Origin of the sequence: Methanobrevibacter sp., assembly GCF_045636185.1 — an archaeon.
Lineage (GTDB): Archaea > Methanobacteriota > Methanobacteria > Methanobacteriales > Methanobacteriaceae > Methanocatella.
In genome coordinates this window covers 1-15,726 of the sequence record NZ_JAZTXC010000068.1, presented here as the reverse complement: position 1 = coordinate 15,726, position 15,726 = coordinate 1, and the positions used below count along the sequence as shown (strand labels likewise).

General features: G+C 30.9%; 15 protein-coding genes. 2 read left to right on the top strand and 13 right to left on the bottom strand.

Annotation, left to right across the window (positions count from 1 at the left end; all coding sequences use genetic code 11):
- Nucleotides 1–86: 86 nt before the first annotated feature.
- Nucleotides 87–461: a hypothetical protein gene (locus tag ACKI3Q_RS04205; protein ID WP_407414574.1), complete on the top strand. Its 375-nt coding sequence runs from the start codon at nt 87–89 to the stop codon at nt 459–461.
- Here ACKI3Q_RS04205 and ACKI3Q_RS04200 read toward each other — a convergent pair.
- Both ACKI3Q_RS04200 and ACKI3Q_RS04195 read right to left on the bottom strand, forming a co-directional pair.
- Complete coding sequence (locus tag ACKI3Q_RS04200) at nt 448–1,329, bottom strand: Mrp/NBP35 family ATP-binding protein (protein ID WP_407414572.1); 882 nt, start codon at nt 1,327–1,329, stop codon at nt 448–450. The genes ACKI3Q_RS04205 and ACKI3Q_RS04200 overlap by 14 nt on opposite strands.
- A gap of 15 nt (nt 1,330–1,344) precedes the next feature.
- The gene (locus ACKI3Q_RS04195; protein WP_407414570.1) at nt 1,345–2,676 is read right to left on the bottom strand and encodes an FAD-dependent oxidoreductase; all 1,332 of its coding nucleotides are present in this window, start codon (nt 2,674–2,676) and stop codon (nt 1,345–1,347) included.
- Between the two features lie 75 nt (nt 2,677–2,751).
- On the opposite strand from ACKI3Q_RS04195, the gene ACKI3Q_RS04190 reads away from it, so the two are divergent.
- Nucleotides 2,752–3,381: a CatA-like O-acetyltransferase gene (locus ACKI3Q_RS04190; protein WP_407414568.1), complete on the top strand. Its 630-nt coding sequence runs from the start codon at nt 2,752–2,754 to the stop codon at nt 3,379–3,381.
- A gap of 28 nt (nt 3,382–3,409) precedes the next feature.
- Here the strand turns inward: ACKI3Q_RS04190 and ACKI3Q_RS04185 are convergent, their stop codons facing one another.
- The 11 genes from ACKI3Q_RS04185 to rbr form a co-directional block, all read right to left on the bottom strand.
- Complete coding sequence (locus ACKI3Q_RS04185) at nt 3,410–6,886, bottom strand: hypothetical protein (protein ID WP_407414566.1); 3,477 nt, start codon at nt 6,884–6,886, stop codon at nt 3,410–3,412.
- Nucleotides 6,887–7,240: 354 nt separating this feature from the next.
- Nucleotides 7,241–7,579: a heavy metal-binding domain-containing protein gene (locus tag ACKI3Q_RS04180; protein WP_407414564.1), complete on the bottom strand. Its 339-nt coding sequence runs from the start codon at nt 7,577–7,579 to the stop codon at nt 7,241–7,243.
- A 181-nt stretch (nt 7,580–7,760) separates the two neighbouring features.
- A complete protein-coding gene (locus tag ACKI3Q_RS04175; RefSeq protein ID WP_407414562.1) occupies nt 7,761–8,249 on the bottom strand; it encodes a hypothetical protein in 489 nt (162 codons plus the stop codon).
- A gap of 30 nt (nt 8,250–8,279) precedes the next feature.
- Nucleotides 8,280–8,960 carry an NADPH-dependent F420 reductase gene (gene npdG, locus ACKI3Q_RS04170; protein WP_407414560.1) on the bottom strand — a complete coding sequence of 227 codons (681 nt, stop codon included), beginning with the start codon at nt 8,958–8,960 and terminating at the stop codon, nt 8,280–8,282.
- 89 nt (nt 8,961–9,049) lie between these two features.
- Nucleotides 9,050–9,604, bottom strand: coding sequence for a DUF2284 domain-containing protein (locus tag ACKI3Q_RS04165; RefSeq protein ID WP_407414558.1), 555 nt, complete (start codon nt 9,602–9,604; stop codon nt 9,050–9,052).
- Between the two features lie 90 nt (nt 9,605–9,694).
- The gene (locus ACKI3Q_RS04160; RefSeq protein WP_407414556.1) at nt 9,695–10,528 is read right to left on the bottom strand and encodes a DUF4013 domain-containing protein; all 834 of its coding nucleotides are present in this window, start codon (nt 10,526–10,528) and stop codon (nt 9,695–9,697) included.
- 147 nt (nt 10,529–10,675) lie between these two features.
- Nucleotides 10,676–11,476: a DUF4013 domain-containing protein gene (locus ACKI3Q_RS04155; RefSeq protein ID WP_407414554.1), complete on the bottom strand. Its 801-nt coding sequence runs from the start codon at nt 11,474–11,476 to the stop codon at nt 10,676–10,678.
- Between the two features lie 161 nt (nt 11,477–11,637).
- Entirely contained in the window at nt 11,638–12,609 is a 972-nt protein-coding gene (mch, locus tag ACKI3Q_RS04150; protein ID WP_296799050.1) for a methenyltetrahydromethanopterin cyclohydrolase, read from the bottom strand.
- Nucleotides 12,610–12,713: 104 nt separating this feature from the next.
- Nucleotides 12,714–13,214, bottom strand: a complete 501-nt coding sequence (locus tag ACKI3Q_RS04145; protein WP_407414552.1) for a nitroreductase family protein — start codon at nt 13,212–13,214, stop codon at nt 12,714–12,716.
- A 168-nt stretch (nt 13,215–13,382) separates the two neighbouring features.
- A complete protein-coding gene (locus tag ACKI3Q_RS04140) occupies nt 13,383–14,951 on the bottom strand; it encodes a chloride channel protein (RefSeq protein ID WP_407414550.1) in 1,569 nt (522 codons plus the stop codon).
- Nucleotides 14,952–15,068: 117 nt separating this feature from the next.
- Complete coding sequence (gene rbr, locus ACKI3Q_RS04135) at nt 15,069–15,614, bottom strand: rubrerythrin (RefSeq protein ID WP_407414548.1); 546 nt, start codon at nt 15,612–15,614, stop codon at nt 15,069–15,071.
- Nucleotides 15,615–15,726: the final 112 nt, after the last annotated feature.

The window sequence follows — 15,726 nt, the reverse complement described above, 5'->3', positions numbered from 1 at the left end:
ATTTATAGTGTCTACTGAAAATTATTACAACCTGAAAAAATAAGCAAGATTAAAAATTAAATAATATAAAATTGAAACTATTAACAATGAAAATTGAAGACATCAAACACCCGGAACTTAAGCAAATGATTAATATGAGCTATCTTCATGGGGAAAACGAAAACCATGAAATGATTGAAAAAACAGACCTTGAAATTAAAGATTATTTAAGCAAGAATACATTTATAGTGTCTATTGAAAATAATGAAACATTAACCATTCCCTATGCCAATGACGGACAATATGTAATTCCTATTTTTACTGATTTGCTTGAGTACGAACGTGGAATGGAATACTACAGATTAAATGAAATGGATGAAAATAAGGATTATGCAATTAAAAAAATAGAAAAGATAGATGATCCTAATTTTTTAGGATATCTAATCAACATAGCCAGCGTTAGCTACATTACTCATCTTTGAAAAAACTATCTTTAATTTTTCCAACAAATTCTTCAAAGCTTTTTGACACTTCGCTATCCGGATCAAGTGTTGATACAACACCATCCTGATTTGGTGAATCACTGACTTTTTCAGTTAACGGCAAATCTCCAAGATATTCAATTTCCATTTCTTCAGAGAATGCTTTACCGTCACCTTCACCGAAAATGTTTAATTTTTCGCCACAGTGTGGGCAAATATAATATGCCATGTTTTCAACAAGGCCAATATTATCCACATTTAACATGTTAACCATTTTTACACATTTTAAAACATCTTCCTGTGACACTACATTTGGTGTTGTTACCATGATTACAGCATCAAGATTTGGAATTGTCTGTAAAACTGTCAATGGTTCATCTCCAGTTCCCGGAGGGTTATCAATGATTAAAACATCAAGAGGCCCCCATGCTACATCAGCAATTAACTGTTTAATGGAACCTGATTTTTGTGGTCCTCTCCAGATAATTGGAGTGTCAATACTATCAATCATAAATGCCATTGACATTACTTTCAAGCCACTTGGAGCTTCAACAGGAATCATGAAATGGTCTTCATTAACGAATAAATCTTCACCTTCAAGACCCAACATTTTTGGAATGTTAGGTCCATGGATATCTGCATCCAAGATACCAGTTGAGAATCCTAACTTTTGAAAAGTTTCTGCAAGATTGGCTGCAACAGTAGACTTTCCTACTCCACCTTTTCCACTCATAACAGCTATTTTATATTTAATTTGACCTAAGTTTCTTGATAATTTTATTTCTTGTTCAATCATTTGTTTTTGTTGTTCAGGAGTCATTTGGGCTCCATGACCATGACCATGACCGTGATGTGGATTTTCTGCCATAAATATTCCCTCCATTTAATTAAATTTTTTACTAACTTCTTCAACAGCAAGAATTAACGGATCTGTAACCATTGATACCGGCGGCGCATAAGCAAATTCCATATTTGACAAATCAAAGCAGGTTAAACCTTCAGTAATAGCCAAAGTCATTGTATCAATTCTTTCAGCCACTCTTTCTTCAGCGATGATTTGGCAACCGATAATAGTTCCATTTCCATCACAAATAACTTTAATATCCATAGGTTTTGCATTAGGGTAATAACGGGCTCTGGTAAGTGCTTCAACTTTTTGAACAACAGGTCTGATTCTATTTTGCTGAGCAAAGCTAGTAGTATAACCCACTGCACCAAATTCAAGTTTTCCTACTTTAGAGACCATTGAATTTAAAACTGGATTAAATTTAGATTTTTTATTACATATTGTACGAGCCAATGTTTTTGATTCACGAACAGCAGTTGTACCTAATTGGCTGATGGTATTGGATCCTAAAATCAAATCTTTTGATTCTACACAGTCTCCAACAGCATATATGTCTTCTACTGAAGTTTCCATCCTATCATTTACAAGAATGGCCCATCTTCCGATTTCACATCCTGCCATTCTGGCCAACTCAAGTTCTGCTCTTACACCTGTAGCCAAAATAACCATGTCTGCATCAATAATATCTTCATCGCCGAAACATGCCTTTTCCACTTTTCCATCACCAATAAGTTTAGTAATTGGTTTGCCTAAAACAACATTAATTCCTTCCATTTCAAGGTACTTAACTAAAATATCAGACATGTCCTTATCAAGTGATCTTGGTACAATTTGAGGCAACATTTCACTTAATGTAACATTTAATCCCTGTTTGGTTAATGCATAAGCAATTTCAATACCAATTAAACCTGCACCAGTTATGATAGCACTTTTTGCATTTTCCATTGCTTTTTGAACTCTTTTACCATCTTCAATATTTCTAATTTGATAAACACCATCCAAATCCACTCCTTCCATCGGAGGAACAAATGGTTTTCCTCCAGTAGCCAATACTAATTTATCATAAGTAATAGTTTTGGATTTAGATTTAGATTCGTAAGTTACAGTTTTTTTATCGCTGTCAACAGCTGTAACTTCAACTTCAGTTACAATATCAATATTTTTTTCCTTATAATCTTCAGGAGTTCTCATTATAATATCATCAAAAGACTTGATTGTTCCGGACAATACATAAGGAATAGCACATGGTGAGTATGCAACTTTATCATCCCTAGTCAGAACAACAATTTCACAATCTTTGTCAATTTTACGGATATTAGAAGCTGTTGATATTCCTCCAGCTCCCCCACCGACAATTACTACTTTCATTTTAACAAAACCTTAATTAAATTATTTAACAATATATAATATATTAATAAATATATAAATAATTAAGGTATTATTATGAAAAAAATTGATTTTGACTTAAAAAATAACCCATTTAAAAACTTCAAATCTGCAAGATATTCAATGTCTGCACGAATCAATGTCGAAAACCTATGGAAATACTCTAAAGAAAATGATTACTCATTTTTCATTTTAAGCCTTGGTTGTTTGATTAATGGTGTTAATTCAGTCCCCAATTTGAAAAAAAGAATTCTTGATGGGGAAGCTATTGAATATGATTATTTGGATGGAGTTACACCAATAATGGATGAAGATTCAGAAACATATCAAGAAATGAGAGTTAAACCACCTGAAAATATATTAAAATGGCATGATCATGTTCAGGAATTGAAATCTGACATATTAACCTGTAAAAAGGAAGGATTTAGTCTGGATATGACTCAAAGAGACTTTACCAACATTGCCAACTTTTCCTGCATCCCATGGATTGATTTTGACATGATAACATCCGGTGAAGTTAACGGACATGCAATTCAGCCATTAATTACATGGGGAAAAGTAAATAAAAACTATGAAATGAGTGTTGCCATAACTGTAAGCCACATCTTTGTACATGGCCGTGATTTAGCTCATTTTTATGAAAATACTCAAAAAGAAGTTGATTTGGATATTTTTAATGATTTTTAAAAAAGAAAAAAAGAGTTGAGAGTTAATCTCAACTAGTAATTGTTATTTTATTTACCGCTAGTGCACCATTACCTCCATAGGTAGAGGTCATTAAATATTCACCAGGCTGTAATGTAATTGGAATGCGAGCAATACCATTTGAATCAGTTATAGCTTCATTTAATACTCCAAAAAGGTTGAAGTTTAATTTCTGATTAGGGAATGCATTACCCTGACCATCCAATAATTTCGCTACAAATTTGGTTCCGTCACCATATTTCATTGTAACATCGTCAGCTATTAAAACTGGAAGAACAGTAACAGTATTTGACACCATACAACCTTTACATTCACTGGTAATGATATATTCACCAGGTTCTAAAGTAATATTTAATCTAGCAATACCATCACTATCAGTATAACGTGTGTAGAATACTCCGTGGATGTTATATGTAACTGCAATTCCCGCTCCAGCAACTTTATAATCATCATCTATGATTTTAACTGAGAAAATAGTTCCATTTCTGAAGTATTTAGTTATATCATAGTTTTCAATGATTCTTGGGATAACTGAAATATTGTTAGAAAGCATATCGCCGGTAACCAAATTGATGGAAGTGATAACATAATCTCCCTGTATCAAATTAATATTCAATTTAGCTAAACCTTTATCACCTGAAACATAACGTGTGTATTCAATACCATGAATATTGAATTTAACCGCAGTTCCGTTTTTAAGGTAATTTCCTTCACTATCTAAAAATGTAGCATAGAATTGCCTGTCACTTAAAACAACTTTTTCAAGATCTGTTGCATTAATAGTTGGTAAAACAGTAACAGTTGCATCAGTTGACTTGTCTTTAAAAGCAACGGTAACAGGATATTCACCAGGATTCAAATTAATGTTTAATACAGCATTACCATTTTCATCAGTAGTTCTGTTGTATGTTACACCGTTGATAGTGATTTCAACTGTTTTATTCGGACTAGGATTTCCTTTACTATTAACTACACTAACATTTAATGCTTCTTTTCCATGATAATACTTAGTTAAACTATCAACCAAAATTTCAATGTCATTGACAATTAAATTATCTTCACTATTTTTAGTTACATTATTGAAGTTGTCATCACCAGAATATGAAACAGATACCTTATATTCAACAGGCATTATAGTATCAGAAATGGTAATTGTTTCGTTTAAAGGAATGTCTGTAAATGTATAATTTTGCTTTTCACCAATTAATGTTATATTAACTGTTCCTGTTGCATATTCATTATAAGAAAGACTAATAGTTGCATTATCACCATAATCAATCTCATAAGGATCAACTACCACAGATAATCCCGGGTCAACTTTTGTGATTTCCAATTCAATAGTATCATAAGCATCTTCAACAGATGCAGTTACACTACCAGTTCCACACAAAGTTGGAGTAAATATTAATATATCACCAAATTTAGCGGTTTTTTTATCAACATCACCATTAGTTGAAGTAATTGTTAAATTAACTGGTTCTAATCGAGTATCATCATATTTTTCATTAGTAGATCCTGTTTTATTATTGTACACGAATAAATTAAAGGTAATTTCAGATGTTTCCAAATAGGTAATTGATTCTGGATCGGCTGTAGCATTTAAGAACAACCATGTATCACAGTTTATAGGTCCATCTATACTTGGTCCGTCTTCATAATTGGTTGCATTATGTCCAAACCAGTTATTAGTAACATTTAACATATCAAAATTATCAATACTGGAAACGATATCATAATCCTTCTCATTATTCAAGAAAATATTATCATATATTTTAGTATTACCGTTTTCAACATAAATAATTGAATTTGCAGTGTTATTTACAAATAATGAATTAAATATTGAATCATCCTGACTATTACCATTAATATAAATAGTAGCTCCCTCATTAGCAGAATTATCTATAAAGTTAGAATTTATTTCATTATTAACAGAGTCACTATCCGTAAAAATTGCAGCACCTTTAGTAGCATTATTTCCTATAAAATTAGCATTAATTTTATTATTTTTCCAATATCTATCAGTATAAATATAAATAGCACCACCAATAGATGCGGTATTATTTTTAAAAGTACCTGAAATGTTAGAATTTTCAATAATTTTTGCAATACAGATTGCACCACCATACCTAACAGCAGAATTATTAATAAACTCCGCATCAATATTATCAGAGTCTACTATAGAGACAAAGAAAGAAAGTTCTTTAATAAAAATGGCACCACCATTAGCAGCTTTATTATTTATAAATCTTCCACTGATATTAGTATTAGTAAAAGTATCCATATAATAAACTGCACCACCATAATATGCAGTATTATTTATAAAAGTAGCATTAATTTTATTAATGTCAGATGCTGATCTAAAATAAAGTGAACCACCAAAAGATGCAATATTACCTACGAAAACACCAGTAATATTGGATTTATATAAAGAAGAATAAAAATAAAGTGCACCACCACCATAAAGGTAATAATTAGTAGTGGAAATTATGATATTATTTTTAAAAATACCCCCCATATTAGTATTGATTATGTTAGAAAGAATAGCAATTGCACCACCTGCACCATCATCACCATTTATATAATTACCTGTAAACTCAGCATTGAAATTGGAATCTATAACCTCACTCAGTAAATCAATTGCACCACCCCAAGCATTAGGGGCGTTAACGGAATTATTTATAAATTTTCCATTAAAAGTAACATTTTTAACTTTAGTATCTTTTCGTGCGAAAAATATAGCTCCCCCACCACTACAAAAAGAGTATTTATCAGATAAAAAGGTATTATTTATAAATTCACTGTTAAAAATAGAGTTGGTAACATTACCAATAAAACAGATAGCACCACCACCAACAGCATCAAATTCTGAATGTGCAATGGTAGATACCATACTATTATCCTCAAATTTACTATTGAATGTACAATTGTCAACATTACCCATAAAACAAATTGCACCTCCACCAATACAGGCATTAAACTCATTAACCGTTACGGTATTATTAATAAATGTTGCATCAATGTGACTATTTATTAAACCATAAGCGAAAAAAAGTGCTTCTCCACCATAAGAAGACAGATTAGTATTATTTCCATTTTTAAAGGTTATTCCTGTAACATTAAATTCATTTACATTAATAGTAAAAATATTGCTTAAATATTGAGCATCAAATATTACTTCATCGTTTCCCCAGTTAACCAGATTCAACTTTTTATTAATTTCCAAATTTGTATTTTTCTCACCGGTGTATGTTCCACCAGCAATATAAATTGTATCTCCATCATTAAGATTAGGAGAATTAAAGGTTTCATTTAAATTATTGAATGGATTACTTTGTGATCCATCTCTATCAGGACCAGTATTGCTGGCATTTACATACCAGCTATTACCCACAGCCAAAATTTGTTCATCATTTGATACAGATAATGTATCATTACTTACATCATCCAAAGATACTCCCAAAGTACCTCCGGAGACATCTGAAATCATATCTACATTATCCCCAATTGTTTGATTAAAATCTTCGCTAGCCTACACACTAGCTAAAGAGACTAAACAAAACATGATTAAGAATAAACTAAAAATATATTTCGATTTCATAATATATCCATCCTATTTTTTAATAATAACAATATTTAACATTAATGTTTTTGGATTTAATTTTCCAACAACATGAAATAACAAACATTATTATGAAATGTAATTTTGTCATTTTAAATAAAAAAGATTTTCTAAAAAAAATTATATCAAGAAAAATTGAATGATTTCTTAATTTGAAATAAGATATGTGACAGTTTGATTTTCTATCTAAAATCAAAAAAAATAAGTAATAGAGAAAAATCCCTATTCTTTCTCAACAACAACAGCAGTTCCGTAAACTAAGATTTCTTGCATTGATTGAGAAATTTCATTTGAATCAAATCTGATAGCCACAATAGCATTTGCACCTAACTCTTTTGCATGATCAATTGCTCTAGCTAATGCTTCGTCACGGGATTCTTCCATCATAGTAACATACTGTCTGATTTCACCACCAAAAATGGATTTGACTCCAGCACCGATTTGACCACCGGCTCCTCTGCTTCTAACAGTTAAACCATAAATAAAACCTTTAGTTTCAACAATTCTAAATCCTGGAATATCATTTGCACTTGATATTGGAAATTCATTTACAGATACCATATTTTTACATCCTTAATTCAATGATAAATATTTTAAAAATTATAGTTTATAAAGTTTTTTTACAAATTACCTAAATGTATCATTTAAGAGAGGAAAACTACAGCAAAACCATATCTAGGATAACAAATAATCATATAAGAAGCATTACAACTGCAATAATAAAATTATCTTGTCATGCTCTTTAATAATTGAATTTAATTTCATTTAAAATTTTTTGAAGATATGACTTTTTTAAAACAAATTCCCGTTTATTTACCTTTTTATCATTTAAAACCAGGGTTTCATTTAATCTTTTTGCAGCCAAATATTTTGTATCCCCCTGGCGCAAGTTAAAAGCCTCATTATTTTCAATTTTACTCACAATCAAATCATAATCTGCTTTTAATTTATCCAAATCCGAAGTAATGTCAAACACTTCAATATCCGTAATCTGACCTTTAAAATGCCAGAAAATAAATATTTTTCTAAAATAAATCAGCTCATCAAATGAAATGACATTATTATAATCAATAATATCCAGTTTAAATGGATGTATGGGATATCTCTGACCGCAGTTCTTATATTTGTATTCCAGAATAGCTACCTTAAAATCAATGCTTTTTAAGGATTTGATAATTTCTTCATCAATTTCAGAAATAGATTTTCCAATTAAACTTTCCAATTCATCCATTTTATCAAAAAAAAAGAAAAAAGAGTAGAATTAATCAAAGTTAATTCCAGTAATTCTTAAACCACCATAATGGGATTTATATTTAATGTTCAATCCGATTAATAATGGAGTGATTTTTTCAATTATTCTTGCTTTTTCTAAAATACCACAGTCAATGGTTTTGATTCCAGGTATTTTATTAATAAGTTCTGCAGCAACCTCTTTGGATTCCTTATCATCACCGGCAATTAAACAGTCACAGTCAATTTCAGCCGGAATATTGGATAAGTGAGAGTTTGAAATATTACAGAAAGCACAGATTACCTTTGCACCGGTTCCTTCAAGGATAGATGCAGTTCTTTCAGCAGCAGATCCTTCCATCAAGTCAATAAATCTGAATGGTTTTCCACCAATAGCAGTTTCCAATGGTACTGTTGCATCCATAACAATTTTGTCTTTACAGAATTCCTTAATTCCCTCAACAGTTGGTTTTTGTGCAGCTAAAGGTACTGTTATGATTAAAATGTCACCTTCTTTTGCAGCATCTTCATTTGCCATACCACACATAGTTGATAAATCATAGTCAGCCAAGTCTTTTTTTGCTTGTTCAACAACTTCTAAAGCTTTTTCTTCTTTTCTAGAACCAATGATAACATCAACACCTTCAATTGCTAATCTTTCACCAATACCAAGGCCTTGAGGACCGGTTCCACCGATAATACTAACTTTCATGTTATCACCAATTAATTATATATGAATTCTTATATAAAATAGTTATTAATTTTATCAAAAATAATAATAACCTATACCAAAATTAATAATTAATTACTTTTCTTTTCGTACAATAATCCGCCAGCAAAAATTAAGTATTCAGGCAGGCGGTTGTTTTGAGCATATTGTATTTCAAAACCAAATATATCTTCAATACATTGGTCTACATTTCCACCTAAAGATTCAATTGAATATCTCATTTTAAATGGCATTTTACAAGGCATTCCAAATTCACGAGTACATTTCATGCACAGATTACATTTGCCCAAAAACAATGCATATGAATTTTCATCTTCAAGAGCATAGATATCATTCATTAACTTGATTTTCATCCTTTCCAATCTTTTTAAAATGAAATCTAGTTCCTTATCAGAATATTCATTTGATAATTCATCATCATCAAAATCAATTTTAAATGCAATGAGTTTAAACTTATCATAGGAATTCCAAACATCCATTACATCAAAATCAAAAGGAGGGCAACTCCAGTTATTTCCATAATCCTCACAATCCTTACAAAGTCCCTGAAACTTTTCAACATCCACATATTCTTCAACGAACTCTGCTACATCCACATCAGCCGTGAGTTTACTAATTCCCTTCATGTGTAAATATCTTAAAAAAAATGTTAATAAATATTTCTAAAATTGAACAAATTTTAAATAATCAAAAAAAAAGAAAAAAAGAGGTTAGGTTTATTCGACATCAGAGTATAATAAACCTATAGCTCTACTTCTGAATAACAAATTATATGATTTTCCAACCAAATAACCAATAATCATACCAACAAATGGTATACCTGAAATTAAACCAGTAACAATACCAATAATGGAAGATATGATTACTAAAACAATGTAAAATCCAATTAGTTTTAAAAATCCGATTTCCTTAACGTTTTCAAATATTTCACCAAAACTGAATGCTTCTCCGAAACTGTCATATTTTGCCAGTCTGCATACTGCAATTATTTCAAAAATACCGAATATTAAAAACAAAATAATTCCAATGACAGCCGTAATTGCTAAACCAGTTGCCAATGTAGACCAAGCTTCAGCAGGAATGGAACTAAACATTTGTTGCCATGTTGCAGCAGGAACATTTGCCACAGACTGAGGTGTAGTTATATTTTGAATAGGAGCAAAAACTGTACTTGGAATTGCATTGAAAAAGGATCCAAATGAACTAAAACCAATTATTAAAACAATAATAGATGGAATTAAGTAATAAATAAACATAACTAAAAATGATTTAACACCATCCACTAAGTTTTTAACCCAGTCAAAATCTGGGATTTCATCATTCAAATTAATAGCACCTTTTATAACACTTAATCCATAACCTAAAACGATTAAATTCAATACAAGTGATATGACAATCCATACAAGTGACAATTCTCTACTACGAATATTAAATCCTAAAAGAACATTCGGCAAGTTTATTACTACAAATATTACACCCAAAATCAATAATTTTTGATAATCTGAAATCGGGTACTTCAATGCATTTGAAAATATTTCTCCAAATTCCATATGTACGCCTCTTTAAATTTTACTCAAGAAGAGTTAATTATATTTTAAAAATAAGTAGTATATAAAATTAAAGAAAAAATAAGCAAAAAAAATTTAAAAATCGTGACTTTGTGTCATATCACCAAAAAAGAAAAAAAGAGGATAGGTTTATTCAACATCAGAGTATAATAAACCAATAGCTCTATTAGCAAATAATAAAATAAATGAATTTCCAATTAAATAACCTATAATTATACCTATAAATGGTATTAATGCAAGTAAACCAATAACCGCACCTATAACAGATGCAATAATTGCTAAAACTATTAAAAATCCAAGTAATTTTAATATTCCTATTTTTTTGATATCCCCGTATACTTCACCAAAAGCAAAAGCTTCACCTAAACTACCATATTTAGCTAATCTACATGTTGCAACTGTTTGGAATAGACCAAATATAATAAATAAGATAATAGCAACGATAGCAACAACTGCTAAACCATAACCTAATGCCGCCCATGTTTGAGGCGGAATAGCATTTATAAAAGCATTTGTTGTGGTAGCATTACCCATAGCATCAATAGCTGATTTTGGAAGAGTGCTGAAAGCTGATCCAAGTGAAATAATAGAGATTATAGAAACAATAATAGCTGGAACTAAATAGTAAACAAAACTAACTACAAATGATTTAATACCATCAACTAGATTATTTGCCCAATCAAATGCAGGAATTTCATCATTCAAATCAATAGATTGTCTTATAACACTTAATCCATAACCTAAAAACAATATACTTATTATTAAACTAACAATTGACCATATTGTTGAAAATGTACTATTATAAAAACCAAATAATGCAAGTACAGCAGGCAAACTTGCTACTATAAATACAAGACCCACCATCAATAATTTTTGATAATCAGAAACTGGGTACTTTAAAGCGTTTGAAAATATTTCTCCAAATTCCATAGTTATACACCTTATAATTTATACTCAAAATGAGCTAAATATATTTTTTAAATAACTAGTATATAAAATTAATAGTAAAAAAATAGAAAATTTAGCAAAAAAATAGAAATTTAGTAAAAAAAGTAAAAAAAAAAGAGCTATCAAAAGATAGCTAATTGAAATTATTCGTCTACACCAAAGGATTTTTTAAGTAAATCTGCATTAACAAATCCTTCTTTGTAGATTTTTCCAGTAGTCAAATCATTAATAACAACTTCAGCCGGAGCAAACATTCCTTTATCGATTTTGTAGAAGTCAAATTCAGCTTCTTTAAATACATCGAAGAATGGTTTTCCATATCCGTCAGCTGCGGATGATGGTAATTTTGCAGCTACATCAGCAATGTCATCATTTTCATCAGATTCAACATAGTAGTAAGTTCTTCCACCGAATAAAACAGCGTCGTTAGTTTTACCCATTGCTTTTAATCCATCAGGATCAATTGGTGCGATAGGAGCAATACCTGCTGCATGTTTTACTTTTGTTACATCAAATTTAATTGCTTCTAACATCTTATAAGTTCCGTTTTCAACAACTCTTCCGGAAATTTGGATGGATCCGACTAAGGAAGAAGTAGGAGCTACAAGCAAGTAAACGTTTTTAACGTCAACATTACATTCATCAGCAATGTACTGTGCAACATCTTCACCAGGTAATACATCAGCTTCTAAAGTTAAAATAGCTAAGTCAGCATCTTTGTCTTCGTAATCAATTTCTTCATAAGTTTCAGCCGGTTTTAAAGCAATAGCACGAGCCGGACCGGAACCTAATGCAAAGAAATCTCCAACACTTACAGACCAACCTGCTTTTTGAGAACCTAAGGTTGAAATAGAAGGAGAGTCAGTTTTAATTTTTACAGAAGGAAGTGCGAATTTTTCAGATAAGTCTCCAGGAATTGAAATTCCAACATCTGCAAGTCCACCGAGACAAACTTTAGTATAAAGTTCACCTGCTTTAAAACTTCCATCTACATTTACACCACAATCTAAAACAGTAGCACCATTATCTAAGGTAGATACTGCGATGTTTAATGCATCTGCTTTTTCAATCATTACATCTACGGTTTTTTTAGCTTCTAAGTTTACACTTACCATCATTTAACCTCGAATAAATATTAAACTTACAATGTAAGTTATTATTTAAAATTATTGTTTTATTATTATTTATATTTGCCTAAAAATTTCTAACAGAGACATGATTAATATTTATCGAAATGTATTTTTGATTCATCAAACCTTAGCTTAGGCTCACTTTCAAAGGCAGGATAACCAATACAAATCACAGCAAATGGAATGCAGTAATCAGGGATTTCTAAATAATCCATTAATTTTTTACTGCGGTCTTCAATTGGATGAAAACCTAACCACACTGCACCCAGACCTTCATAAGTTGCCTGAAGCAGTATATTTTCACAGCATGCACCCAAATCCTGCTCAACCATAGATTGAATTTTTGCCTCATTCAAATTGCCTAAAACTACAATCAATCTTGAAGCTTCAGCGGCCGGTTTAGCGAATTTATGCATCTCTGAAACGGCTTTTTTATCTTCATCATTTTTAACTACAACAAATTCCCAGGCCTGCTGATTGCATGCAGATGGTGCCTGCATACCTGCCTTCAAAAGGTTTTCAATCTGTTCATCTGTAACTTCAACATCACTGTATTTTCGAATTGAATGTCTTTTGAAAATCGGATTCATGATTAATAATTTGTCATCAATCTTTAAGTGAATTTCTATTGAGGAAATGAAATGGCTGATTGATTATTTAAATACTTCTTTGCAGAATTATATTTTATTGAAAGAAATAATTAAAATTTTAAATTATATCTAAAAATAATGCATATTCGAATTAACTCATGAGGATAATTAATGCTTTTTGCCGTTAATAATCTCTTCTATTTCACGATTGGCATATGGAAAATCATTGACATCAGTCAAAATATGAATTTGATCACCATAATTTATCTTAAAGTCTTCTTTTGCAATAACATAGCTGCCATTTCGAATAACAGAAACTACAATTGAATTTTTAGGAAATGGAATGTTTTGAATTTCAACGCCAATGTATTTGCAGTCCAGAGGAACCATATATTCAGACAAAACATGCCTTGAAGGTTCTGGAGTGAATTTTTCCTGACGCTTATCCAGTAATCTATCAAGTAAAGCCTCATAAATCGGTTCATTACCAAGAAGCGTCGGTACAATATATGCTATTAGGCAGACAACAAGCATTGCAACCAAAGATTCAGTTGATCCGCTCATTTCTGAAAGCAGAACAATGCCCGTAATAGGTGACCTGACTGTTGCCGTGAAGAACCCTGCCATTGAAATAATGATAAACTTATAGACCAATGCATTGTCAAGGCCGCAAAGCGGAATGAAAATGGATGCAAAAATAGCTCCAATATAAGCTCCTAAAACCAAAATTGGTAAAAATATACCTCCGGGAGCACCTGATGAAAATGAAAATATTGAAAATAGTGATTTTCCAACAAAATAAATTAAAAGCAATGTTAATGATGGAATGGCCACATCAAATAATCCCATCATATAATGTCCGCCGCAGCTTATCTCAGGCATTACTAAAGCAATAACACCTGAAACAAGAAATACTGAAACGAATTTTACTTCCAAACTTAAATTTGGAATTTTAGCCCATAAATCCTCTGCTTTTATCATTCCCACATTATAAGCATATCCAAGCAATCCCAAAACCAACCCAAGCAAAATCAAAAGCCAGTATGAAGAAAGAGGAATGTTTGATATTTGAAACGTCAATACTGTAGACTGGCCGAAAATCATTTTTGATATAAAATCAGAGACAATTTCTGATACCAAAGCTATAAAGACCAAAGTTTTATCAAAACCGTGATTGATTTCCTCCAGGATAAATACGACACCGGCCAACGGAGCATTGAAAGCAGCAGTGATACCGACAGCAGAACCGACAAGAATCAGTCTTAGCTCATCGGTTTTTGATTCCTTAAATATTTTAGAAACACCTTTACCTGCCATTGCCCCAATCTGAACAGAAGGACCTTCAGGACCAAGAGACAAACCACCAAGAGCTGTAAAAACACCACCCAAGATTTTAGCAAACAATGTTTTATACCAGTTTACATCTAAAAATCCCTTAGTTTCAGCATTAACCTGAGGAATACCGCTTCCCATAGCGTCCTTTTCCCAACGCATAAGAAAAGCAGTTAATAAACCTAAAATAACTAAAAATATGAAAAATAGTGCAATGTATAAAATATTACTGTTTATAATTGCCAAGTAGCTTCTTAATACATCTTCTGAACCATATAAAAGAAATCTATACAGACATACCATTAAACCTGAAAAAATTCCGACGAGTATTCCCTGTATTGTAAGTTTAAAAATATGTCTTGGGTTTTCAACGATTGATTTAAATGTATTCTGCACTTCTTTCATTATTAATAATATTAATTTTTATAAATTAAATAATTTATTATGTATTGATATTTTTGATATCAGTCCATATATTAAAGCTAAAAACAATGAAAAAAAGTAAAATAAAAGAAAAAAGTTTTAGATGTAACTTTCATCTTTTTTTCTGAAGTGAGCTTGTGGGTGATCACATAATGGACAAACTTCAGGAGCTTCTTTTCCATAATGGATGTATCCACAGTTATTACATTTCCATGCAATTTCTTCATCTTTTTTAAAGACTTTGTCTGCTGCAATTTTATCAGACAATGCATTATATCTGTCTTCGTGAGCTTTTTCAGTAGCTGCAGCTGCATCAAATAATTCTGCAATATCATCTAAACCTTCTTCACGAGCTTCAGCAGCAAAGTTTTTATACATTACTGTCCATTCTTCATGTTCACCTGCAGCAGCATCAGCAAGATTATCAGTAGTAGGAGGGACTTTACCACCATTCAATAATTTAAACCAAACTTTTGCATGTTCCTTTTCATTATCAGATGATTCTTGGAAAATTTCTTTAATTTCCACATAGCCATCTTTTTTAGCCTGTGACGCATAAAATTCGTATTTTACACGTGCTTGAGATTCACCTGCAAGTGCAGTTCTTAGATTTTCTTCAGTTTTTGTACCTTTTAAATCTACCATAATTTCAACCTCATAGTTTTTAATTAAATTATTAACTTAATCAAATATATATTTTTAGCGATTAAAAATGATAAAAATGTAATTTATTATACTTTATAATTATATATAATAA

Bases quoted from the DNA above. Each gene is read 5' to 3' on its own strand.
- ACKI3Q_RS04155 (WP_407414554.1), bottom strand. From the start codon at position 11,476: ATGGAATTTGGAGAAATATTTTCAAACGCTTTAAAGTACCCAGTTTCT.
- ACKI3Q_RS04205 (WP_407414574.1), top strand. From the start codon at position 87: ATGAAAATTGAAGACATCAAACACCCGGAACTTAAGCAAATGATTAAT.
- ACKI3Q_RS04195 (WP_407414570.1), bottom strand. From the start codon at position 2,676: ATGAAAGTAGTAATTGTCGGTGGGGGAGCTGGAGGAATATCAACAGCT.
- mch (WP_296799050.1), bottom strand. From the start codon at position 12,609: ATGGTAAGTGTAAACTTAGAAGCTAAAAAAACCGTAGATGTAATGATT.
- rbr (WP_407414548.1), bottom strand. From the start codon at position 15,614: ATGGTAGATTTAAAAGGTACAAAAACTGAAGAAAATCTAAGAACTGCA.
- ACKI3Q_RS04145 (WP_407414552.1), bottom strand. From the start codon at position 13,214: ATGAATCCGATTTTCAAAAGACATTCAATTCGAAAATACAGTGATGTT.
- npdG (WP_407414560.1), bottom strand. From the start codon at position 8,960: ATGAAAGTTAGTATTATCGGTGGAACCGGTCCTCAAGGCCTTGGTATT.
- ACKI3Q_RS04165 (WP_407414558.1), bottom strand. From the start codon at position 9,604: ATGAAGGGAATTAGTAAACTCACGGCTGATGTGGATGTAGCAGAGTTC.
- ACKI3Q_RS04140 (WP_407414550.1), bottom strand. From the start codon at position 14,951: ATGAAAGAAGTGCAGAATACATTTAAATCAATCGTTGAAAACCCAAGA.
- ACKI3Q_RS04190 (WP_407414568.1), top strand. From the start codon at position 2,752: ATGAAAAAAATTGATTTTGACTTAAAAAATAACCCATTTAAAAACTTC.
- ACKI3Q_RS04160 (WP_407414556.1), bottom strand. From the start codon at position 10,528: ATGGAATTTGGAGAAATATTTTCAAATGCATTGAAGTACCCGATTTCA.
- ACKI3Q_RS04180 (WP_407414564.1), bottom strand. From the start codon at position 7,579: ATGGTATCTGTAAATGAATTTCCAATATCAAGTGCAAATGATATTCCA.
- ACKI3Q_RS04185 (WP_407414566.1), bottom strand. From the start codon at position 6,886: ATGATTTCAGATGTCTCCGGAGGTACTTTGGGAGTATCTTTGGATGAT.
- ACKI3Q_RS04175 (WP_407414562.1), bottom strand. From the start codon at position 8,249: ATGGATGAATTGGAAAGTTTAATTGGAAAATCTATTTCTGAAATTGAT.
- ACKI3Q_RS04200 (WP_407414572.1), bottom strand. From the start codon at position 1,329: ATGGCAGAAAATCCACATCACGGTCATGGTCATGGTCATGGAGCCCAA.